8 protein-coding genes are annotated in these 9,269 nt (G+C 68.6%); 4 read left to right on the top strand and 4 right to left on the bottom strand.

The genetic code is table 11. The features are described from left to right. Positions 1 to 111 precede the first annotated feature (111 nt). Both ACFW2Y_RS06410 and ACFW2Y_RS06405 read right to left on the bottom strand, forming a co-directional pair. Complete coding sequence (locus ACFW2Y_RS06410) at positions 112 to 1,836, bottom strand: hypothetical protein (protein WP_384874371.1); 1,725 nt, start codon at positions 1,834 to 1,836, stop codon at positions 112 to 114. Further along, entirely contained in the window at positions 1,837 to 2,748 is a 912-nt protein-coding gene (locus ACFW2Y_RS06405; protein WP_384874368.1) for a hypothetical protein, read from the bottom strand. Positions 2,749 to 2,859: 111 nt separating this feature from the next. On the opposite strand from ACFW2Y_RS06405, the gene ACFW2Y_RS06400 reads away from it, so the two are divergent. Next, the gene (locus ACFW2Y_RS06400; RefSeq protein ID WP_384874365.1) at positions 2,860 to 3,171 is read left to right on the top strand and encodes a helix-turn-helix domain-containing protein; all 312 of its coding nucleotides are present in this window, start codon (positions 2,860 to 2,862) and stop codon (positions 3,169 to 3,171) included. A 217-nt stretch (positions 3,172 to 3,388) separates the two neighbouring features. Here ACFW2Y_RS06400 and ACFW2Y_RS06395 read toward each other — a convergent pair whose 3' ends face one another. Both ACFW2Y_RS06395 and ACFW2Y_RS06390 read right to left on the bottom strand, forming a co-directional pair. After that, complete coding sequence (locus ACFW2Y_RS06395) at positions 3,389 to 4,081, bottom strand: hypothetical protein (protein WP_384874362.1); 693 nt, start codon at positions 4,079 to 4,081, stop codon at positions 3,389 to 3,391. 235 nt (positions 4,082 to 4,316) lie between these two features. Continuing rightward, positions 4,317 to 6,791 carry an AAA family ATPase gene (locus ACFW2Y_RS06390; RefSeq protein WP_384874360.1) on the bottom strand — a complete coding sequence of 825 codons (2,475 nt, stop codon included), beginning with the start codon at positions 6,789 to 6,791 and terminating at the stop codon, positions 4,317 to 4,319. Positions 6,792 to 7,094: 303 nt separating this feature from the next. Between ACFW2Y_RS06390 and ACFW2Y_RS06385 the strand changes: the two genes are divergently transcribed. The 3 genes from ACFW2Y_RS06385 to ACFW2Y_RS06375 all read left to right on the top strand — a co-directional run bounded on the left by ACFW2Y_RS06385 (position 7,095) and on the right by ACFW2Y_RS06375 (position 9,225). After that, a complete protein-coding gene (locus ACFW2Y_RS06385) occupies positions 7,095 to 7,523 on the top strand; it encodes a hypothetical protein (protein ID WP_384874357.1) in 429 nt (142 codons plus the stop codon). A 146-nt stretch (positions 7,524 to 7,669) separates the two neighbouring features. Further along, positions 7,670 to 8,200: a PadR family transcriptional regulator gene (locus ACFW2Y_RS06380; protein WP_384874354.1), complete on the top strand. Its 531-nt coding sequence runs from the start codon at positions 7,670 to 7,672 to the stop codon at positions 8,198 to 8,200. Between the two features lie 50 nt (positions 8,201 to 8,250). Further along, positions 8,251 to 9,225: an ATP-binding cassette domain-containing protein gene (locus ACFW2Y_RS06375; RefSeq protein WP_384874351.1), complete on the top strand. Its 975-nt coding sequence runs from the start codon at positions 8,251 to 8,253 to the stop codon at positions 9,223 to 9,225. Positions 9,226 to 9,269: the final 44 nt, after the last annotated feature.

The raw sequence follows: 9,269 nt of genomic DNA, 5'->3' as shown, positions 1-9,269 counted from the left end.
CACGACCGAAGGCGTGGGACTCGATGCCCGGCGGCTGGGGAGCCGCCGGGCAGTCGTGTTCCGGGTCTTCGGTTGTTGAGCTTCAGTCGGCTTACTGGGGTGTGACCCCTCTCATGCAGTCGTCTTGGCGAGGTAGCCCTTGGGTGTCCAGGTGCCCAGGGGTTTTGTCTTGCGGCGGCGAGTGGGGCGGCGGTGTGGCTGGTCGCCGTGGAGGGCGATGCTGCCGGCCCAGGTGGCGAGCTTGCGTTTGTTGGCGTGGGCGAGCTGGAAGGCCAGGAGGATGGCCTGGGCGGCGATGCCGCGGATGCGGCGGGTGCCGCCGGGCTCCAGGTGTTCGTAGAGGGGGTCCTTGCCGAAGCCGTTCATGCCCTCGATGGCGTTGCGGAGGCGGAAGTAGACGCGCTGCCATTCCGCGGTGCCGTACTGGAGGGGCTGCCAGAGCTGGGCCCCGGCCTCGGGCGGGAGGGTGATGGTGCGCTGGGTGCAGGCCGGGGGTGAGTCGGCGGGGCTGGGGGCGGGGTCGATGAGGGGCAGGTGGATGCCGCGGCCGAGGGTGTAGGGCTTGAGGGGGCACTGGGTGCGGTTGGCTTCGGCGGGGCACATCATGCGGCGGTGGCCTTCGGCGTCGGCTCGCTGCTTGGGCATGAAGAGGTAGGTGGTGCGCTGCTGGATCCGGTTGATCCAGGTCTGCTTGTCGATCTTCTTGTTGACGAGGTCCTTGGTGGCGTCTTTGAGGGGCTGGGGCATGGAGGGGCAGTACCAGTTGCCCTCGATGAGTTCTGCCCCGGCGAACTGGGCCTGCACGCCGAGCTGGTCCTTGGCGTAGTCGTAGACGGGCTGGTAGCCCAGGGCGCGGATGGGGAGCTGGAACTTGTACGGCTTCTGGTCGGGGTAGAGGCGGTCGCCGGCGAGGTAGCCGCGGGGGTAGCGGGGATCGACGTACTGGAGGGCTTCGAGGGCGACCTCGGCGGGGCGGTGGCTGGGCTTGTCGAGGGAGAAGGCGACGACCAGGGACGGGACGACATCGGGGTTGGCCGAGCCGTCGGGCAGCGGTGCGCCGTCGCGGTCGGGGTCGCGTGCGACGACGAGGCAGGCGTCGTAGCCGTACAGGCGCTTCTTGACCCGCTCCTGCGCCGGTACGTCGGTCACGAGAGGGTCCTTGTGTTTGGCGGTGCGGACGTACCAGCCGGCGTCGGGGTCGCTCGCCGTGACCGGGCTGTCGGCCGACAGACCTTTTGCGTACGTGCCGATGACGGTGGCGTCCAGGGCGGCCGAGCCGTTCCAGCGGCCCTCCAGCAGGATGTGGGCGTCGCGCAGAGACATGGCGAGGATCAGGTTGGCGATCCGCAGCATGAGTGACCGTTTACGGGTGATCTCATCGGGGTCGGCCTTGTTGAGGAGGCGGGTGACCAGGTCGCGGTCGAGGCGGTGGTTCTTGGGCAGCGGTGAGGGGTCGACGGCTTTGACGAGGCGGTGGAAGAGGCGGCGGACGACTCCGTACCCGGCTTCGAAGCCCCGGGCGTGGTCGGGGTAGCGGGGGATGCCGAACTGTTCGCGTGCCTCGTCGGACAGGGCGAAGAAGAGGAGATTGGCGACCGAGGTCAGGGTGACCGTGCCGCTGTTGCGCGCGGCGGCCAGACACATGCCGAGGAGCAGGGCGCGTACGGTGAGCTTCCGGCAGCGCCCGGTGACCTGGGCGACGAGCGGTTCGATTTCGGCGAGCAGCCCGGAGTCCTCGAGTTCGGCCAGTACCTCGTGGACCTCGGCATCGGGGATGGGCAGACGGCGGGTACGCAGCTTGGCGAGGTGATCCTCGCGGTCGAGATTGCTGGTCATCTACAGCTCCCTGAGCATGGCGGCGGCCTGGTCGGGCGGGAGGTTGCGGACGTAGGGCAGGATCCGGTCGATCGAGCGCAGGGTGGTCAGGCCGGCGGCGGCCATCAGCGTGGGTAGGTGCATGCGGGACTCGACGGCGTCGACGAGCCAGGTGGCGCGGGTCCGGCCCATCACCAGGGCTGGTGTGCCGGGGGTGCGCTTGGTACGGGCGAGGAAGTTGGTGACGGTGTTCGTGCCCCGGGCGTGGCTCGCGGGACGGAAGAGGTAGCGGGCCTGGCCGGGGAGGGAGGCCCAGGCGGTGGCCTCGGTGAGGACCGGGGCCCAGGCGTTGCGGCACAGCACGATCCGCTTGCGCCGCCCGCGGACCGAGACGGCGACCGCGCCGTTGGGTGCTTCGCGGATGTCGTGGGTGCGCAGCGGAATGATCTCGGGTGAGTCCAGGCCGCAGCCGAGGCCGAGGGCGAGCAGGGTCAGGGAGCCGTAGCGGAGTTCGTCGGTGGGCTGGGCGCGGGCGGAGGCGTACAGCAGGGCCTGCTCCGGTTTGGTGTAGGGGCGGGAGGGATCGGAGCCGGTGTACGCGGCCGGGGCGCCGGTGATCAGGTCGGGGCCGAGCAGGGCATGACGGAGCTTGTTGAGGCGGCAGCGGCGGTTGGAACGGGACGACTTCTCGGCGTGCAGGTAGCCGGTCGCCAGGTACCACTCGATCGTCTCGGGAGTGAGCAACCGCTCGGCTTTCGTGGACTGTCCGCAGGCATCCGCGTGAGCGGCGGCGTACGCCAGGGCGCCGAGCCAGTCACGGGCCTGTTTCAGCGTGGCGGGCTTGGCCTTGGAGACCGCGCGACGGCAGTCCGCGCCGATCCGCTCCCAGACGGGGCCCGGAAGCTTGGGGCGATACTGCTCGATCGCATCCATCGTGACTCTCCACCAGGAATAGACCCCGGGCGGGGTGATATTCCAATAACATTCGGTGAGAGTGGCGGCCGCCGTCATCCCGGGAGGTCCGTATGGGCGAGACTCTTTGCTGTGCCACAGGGAGACAAGCGCAGCCGCAAGCCCGTCGGGTACGTCCTCAAGGGAACCTGGCCGGGCGCTGTGCTCGATGACCACCACGGGGCGCGGGTCGCCCAGGAAGTCGCCGCGCGGCTACGGAAGGTCGTCGACGCGAACGGCTGGTCGATGGTGGAGGCGGCCCGGCGGACGGGAATCGACCGGCTGACCATCACGCGGGTACTCGCTGGAGAGGTGTGGCCCGACCTGCTGACGGTCGCGACTCTGGAGAAGGCGCTCGATGTGGACCTGTGGCCCGGACGTGAACCGGGCAATCCACCGCGATGAAATCGCATGGGCATTCGGCTCCTCGAAAGAGGCAGGGTGAAATGGCCGAATGCCGTACACGTCCGGACGGAGCCGGGTAGTGTCGGAAACGGCCTTAGCGGGCTATAGCCGCCGCCGCAGGCTCAGGGGGGCAACCCTGAGTCGTCCTACGCGGCGGCGGTTATTAGGTTGTAGAAGGGTCGGCACCTGTGGCGACGATGGTCGGCTGGCGCCACTTTCAGGCGAACCTCCAGTTCATGCGAGGCCGGTAGTAGGTGTGGAAGTCGCCTTCGACGGTCACTCGTTCCAGGACGCCGCGGCGGGCGAGGTTGCGGAGGTTCTCGCGCAGCGCACGGCGGGCGGCGATGTCGCTTTCGGCGACGTTGAGGAGCGCGGCGACATCACCAGTGCCCCAGTCGGCGTCGGGGCGCTGAGCCATGACCGTGAGGATCTGCTTCATGCGGGCACCCCGGACGATCACCTCGGGGGGCTCGCCGCCCGCGCCCGGCTGTGAGCCGGTGCTGCTGGAGCTGGGCTCATCCGGCGGCGGAACGTGAGGGGCGGCGGACGTGTCGCCTTCCGGTGCGGAGGGATCGGCGGGGGGTGTCGCGCTGGGCGGTTGCATGTCCGTGGGGACGATCGTGAGCTGCCGGCCCGGCTGTGTGGAAGGAGGGTGGGTGGCATTCTGCTGCGGGGCAAGCAACTCGCGTGCGGTTTTCAGAGCCGACTCCTGGCACGCCACGGCTGCGCAGGCCTCTTCCCTCCCGGAGGCGAGCCGCACGCGGTGCTCTCGCTTCTTCAGCAGCAGCTGCTCAAGATCGAAGATGTCGGCGTCGCATTCACCCAGCGCTACATCGTATTTTCGGACTGCTTCCTCGATTGTCTCCGGAGGGCCGTCTGGGGTGATCTGCTCTGTCGCCTGAAAGGCCATGCCACCACGGTAGGGGCAGGCGGCCATATATGTCCCTCCTTCGTCGTAACTGATCGAGGCGCGGGGAAGTCGGAGAAGCTGAGGTTCCTTTTTGTCTTGGTTATCTATTCGCTGCTCGAATGGGTGGGCGACTTGAAGGGTTCGCCAGCCGTCGATTTTCCTCGCAGGTTCTGGGTAGATGGCCAGAGCAGCCTGCGGAGCTACCGCTGTCCCGCTGTAGTTGGCCTTCAGGGGGTCATTTCGTGTGTGAGTCGCGCCAAGGTGCGGCGAGGTCGTCGAACAGCACGCGGGTGAGGCATTCGGTGCCGTCCCGGATGGCTCTTATGGCTCCGCTGCGCAGAAGGTAGCCCACGCGGTCCGCCCAGCCGCCGGTGAGCCGGTGCAGGTGGTCGGCCATGCTCGGCAGGGCGCCCTGCGCGTGCTGACGCAGCCGGAGGGCCTCTTCGGCCTGTGCCAGGTACTCGACCCACGACGCGTCGTGCGGCAGCGGCCCGAGCGTCAGGTGGAGTAGGCGGCGGCTGGGAGCGAGGCGGGGCAGGGCGGCCGACCGGCCGGCGAACACGAAGGTGACCGGAAGACGATCACAGAGGTAGTCCATGGTCTCGGACAACGACGTGGCCGAGCCCCTCGCCGCATGAAGGTACTCGAACTCGTCTACCAGGATCAGCCCCGTACCCAGACGGTCCAGCGCCTTGCTCGTCTCGTAGGCCAGATCCGTCGTCCGGGCCCGTGCGCGGACCGGGGCGGAGACCTGCCGGGCCAGCTCCGCCAGGAACCTGTGCGGTGTCGTGGCCGGGGCGACACGGACATAGACGGCCGGTCGGCGGGCGCTCCCTGCGGGGAGGCGGGCCCGCGCGGTGTAGCTGCGGCCGAGCGCGAGCAGCGCCGTCGTCTTGCCCGCGCCGGACCCGCCGCCCACCACGAGGCCGCGGCGCGTACCGGACGACCGTTCGTTGAGCAGGGCCAGTTCCTCGCCTCGGAGGATCGTGTCCACTACGTCGGGGGTGTGGAGCGGGAGCCCGGCGTGGTACTCGATGCGTGAACTGTCCGGCGCGTCGGCGGTGGGGATCCGGCCTGATCCCCCTGTGGGGACCTGGGCGAGCGGGGGATGCCCGCCAGAGGCGGAAACGGGGCGGATGGGAATCCTGTCGAGCGGCAACACGGGAGACACCGTGGCGGGCACGGCGCTCCACGAGCCCTCCGGCGTGCGGACCCACACCTGCCGGGTGGCATACGGGTCCCGGCGCACCTCGACCGGATGCCGGCGGCGCAGGGAACCGAGGGCAGGGCTGTCGTAGCGGCGGCCGTCCACGTGTAGACCTGCCACGGTCACTCGCTCATGCGAGGCTGGCAGCAGTCCGACGAATGCGGCTGGTGACGGAGGTGTGGCGACCCAGCCCGCTCGCTCGGTCAGCGCCACGTATCTGAGCGCCCTGCTGTTCGGAGACTGAGGCAGAGCGAACTCACCCAGTTGACGGTGGAGTTCCCCGTGATTCCACTCCTCTTGCGTCCACGTGTCGAGCAGGTCCTGCACCATGTCCACGGGCCACCCGGCATCCCGGACCCGATCGCCGTGCATGGATCGAAGGAATGCGCTGAACTGTCCGGCCAACTGCCGGGCGACGAACTCGGCATGGTGACGCGGATGCGGGAGGGTTTCGGTGGCCGAACGCACGAGAACACCGTGGCGTCGGCATGCGTCCGCCAGCCGAGGGAGCGGGTGTGTCCGGTCCAGGAACAGGGTCTGCGGCCGGACGAGGGGCACCAGCGGCTTCTTGACGATCTGTGGCTCCGAGACCGCGATGTCGTGTTCGCAGAGCCAGTCCGCTTGATGGTCCGCCGGCAACCACATCCGGGCCAGCAACGCGGCCCCGTCCAGTGCCCGGGAATCCTCCCGTACGACGGCGGTCAGGATCACTTCGGTGTCGACATCGAGGGCGACAAGCAACTCCAGGTCCCGCTGCCTGCGATGCGGGAGCGGAAGCGGGGGAAGCCGCACGGTGTCCACGACCACCTGCCGACCCGGCCACCGGTCCGGGCCGTCGATCCGACCGGCGGCCTCCCACTCTGCGTACAGGCGATGAAAGGTTGTCCGCGACGGCAGTACCAGTGTCCCCGCACGGACCTCCGCCTCCAGACTCCGCTCGACCTGGCGGCGTACCGACTCCACTGCCGGCCGGTTTTCGGATGACTCGGCCATCACATGGCGCACAGTGTCCAGGAGCCTTGGATCCCACCGGGATCCGGGCTCCTCGCGACGTCCGGACCGGCCGTCCGCCAGCCCAGCCGGCCCCTCCGCCTCGTATCGTTGCCGTTTGCGCCGGACGGTACGGGCAGAGGTCCCTCGCATTCCGGCCCGCCGCAACTCCTCGGACTTGGCCTCCTCCCGCTCACCCAACGTGGTCGACGCCGGATCGAAGCCAGGACGTGGCCGTGTGCCCGGCGGAGCCCCAGGCGGCAGTCCGGTCAGCACCTCGACGATGTGCGGAACCCACCAGCTCGCCCGCCCGTCGGCGTTCCCCGCAGGCCGCGACGGGCCCGCGCCGGACGCGCGCGGCACCTGGTCCACAACCGAGAACCCCGGGTCGCGTACCAGCGGCACCACGTCCAGGCGCTCCTCGCCACCGACCGTGTCGGCCAGTGTCAGGCACCTCCCGTGCACGCCGGCCACCGTGTACGTCCGTCCATCGAATCGGATCCGGTCACCCACGCCCAACCGGTCCGGCCATGCCCCGTCCATACAACCTCGGTCCGGATACGGGGCCGATCCGAGCCGCACCGAGCAGCGCCCTGGTGCGTTCACACCGCACGCGAGCGATCCTCGGCACGGCTCGGACCGACCAACCGTGGTGTCCAGCGGACTAGATGCCGAGGCAGCCCGGATTGCTTCCTCCGCATCTAGTCCGCTGGACATTCTGACGGGAAGATCCTGCCCTGCCGCACCCGAATGGAACACCTCGGGATGATATTTCTATATCAAAGAGCGAGTGTGGCGGGTATGACGCCTCCAGACGTGGTCACGCAGAAAGTACGTCGCACCCTGCTGGTCGTCCTGCTTTCACACGACAGCAGGACGATTCTCCTGGAGCGCCAGCCAGGCCGGTCGGTGTGGTGGCCGCTGCGCGTCGACGTACCGCCACACCGTTCGTACGCGCGCACCGCGCATCGGTGGCAGAGGCGCCACGGGCGGCGCGCGGGAATGCGCCGGGGCTCCGTGACGGGCGTGCTCACCGTCCGAACTTCGACAGGGTGTTTCGAATACCGGTTGATCATCATCAAGCTGGCCCGTTCGGAGGCGGCGGAAGTCTTCTCGCCTTCCGCGCGGTGGTGGCCCATCGCGGACGTCGTCGCCGCAGACCTGTTCCCGCGGGAGCTCGGCATCCTGATGACCGGCTATGTCGAAGGGTGGATCCCGGACGGCTCCATCACGCTGGAGGCTTGAACCGTGATGGCTTCCAGCGCTGTTGATTGATTCCGCAGGCCACAAGGTGCGGGGCCGCCCGGCGGAACCTCCAGCAGGGCCACGTCGAGCTCCCCGCCTCTGTCCGCGCTTGACGGTGCTACTCAAACTTGTATAAAAATTGGAGCATGTCATCGACGAGAGTGCTGATCCTCGGCGCACTGCTCGCTGGGCCGCACCACGGCTATGAGGTCCGCAAGAAGCTCCAGCTCTGGGGCGTTGAGCACTGGGCCAATGTCGCCTTCGGTTCGATCTACCACGCTTTGACGAAGCTGTCCCAGGAGGGACTGGTCGAGGTCGTGGAAGGCGGCAAGGGCAGCAAGACCGTCTACGCGATCACGGACGAGGGGCAGGCTGAGTTTCGGCGGCAACTCGACGGCTACTGGCGGCAGATCATGCCGATCGTGGACCCGTTCCTGGTCGCGATCACCTTCATGGACCAGCTTCCCAAGGCCGAGCTGCTGGCCGCGATCCGGGAACGCCGGGAGATCCTGCAGGCAGGCTTCGCCATGGCCGAGCGGGCACTGGCCACCGAGCACCAGAAGGGTGCCCCCCGCCATATCGACGAGGCACTGCGCCTCACCTCGGCCCAGTTCCGCGCGCAGTTCGAGTGGCTGGAAGACGTGGCGGGCCGAGTAGAGCGGGACGAGATTCCCTAGCCGGTCCACCTTCGCGTGCCGGCCGACCTCACTCAGGAAGAGGCGAAACGTTGATCATTGAGGTGCAAGGCCTGAGGAAGACGTTCCGCACGCGGGCGCGTCCACAGCAGCCGCCGATGGTCGTCGAAGCCGTGAAAGGTCTCGACATCACGGTTGCGCGGGGCGAGATCTTCGGAGTCCTCGGGCCGAACGGCGCCGGGAAGACCACGACGATTCGCATGCTGGCCACACTGGTTCAGCCCGATGGCGGTTCCGGCAAGGTCGCCGGCCAGGACCTGTTCTCGACCCCTGAGAAAGTCCGTCCGTACATCGGCTACGTCAGCCAGGCGGGCGGCGTGGACGAGAACAACGGGGCGAGGGCCAACATCATGCTCGCAGCCCGGATCAACGGGCTGCCCACGACCGAAGCGGCGGCGCGCACCGGGGAGATGCTCGCGGCATTCGACCTGACCGCGATGGCGGACCGCCCGGTGCGGACTCTGTCCGGCGGCCAGAAGCGACGGGTGGCTCTGGCGATCGGGCTGGTCCACCAGCCGTCCCTGGTCTTCCTCGATGAGCCCACCACCGGACTCGACCCGCAGAACCGGGCCAACCTGTGGGACCAGATCCGGACGCTCCGGGACACGGGCACGAGCGTGCTGCTCAGTACGCACTACCTCGATGAAGCCGAGGCCCTGTGCGACCGACTCATGATCGTCGATCACGGTGAGGTCGTCGTAGAGGGCGCTCCCACTGCGTTGACCCGCGAGACGGCGGACGACGTCGTGACCCTCCGCTTCGCGGAGGAGCTCACCGCCGACGACAAGGTCAGCGGGATCGTCGACGCGCTGCCGTATGTACGCGAGACGCGGATCGACGGTTCGCTGCTGCGGATCTACCTCGATGACGGCGAGCAGGCCCTCCCGCACCTGCTGCGCGCCTTCGGCGACCACGAGGTGGCCGTCGGGGCGATCTCGCTGGACCGAGCCACCCTCGACGACGTCTTCCTCCGCAAGACAGGCCGTTCACTTCGAGACGCCGGCTGACGGGACAGTCGGCCCTGCGGAACTCCCGCCACAGCCTCACAGTC

The organism is Streptomyces sp. NPDC058877, assembly GCF_042742855.1.
GTDB lineage: Bacteria > Actinomycetota > Actinomycetes > Streptomycetales > Streptomycetaceae > Streptomyces.
The sequence above is the reverse complement of the archived record's forward strand: the minus strand, read 5'-3'. Positions and strand labels throughout refer to the sequence as shown.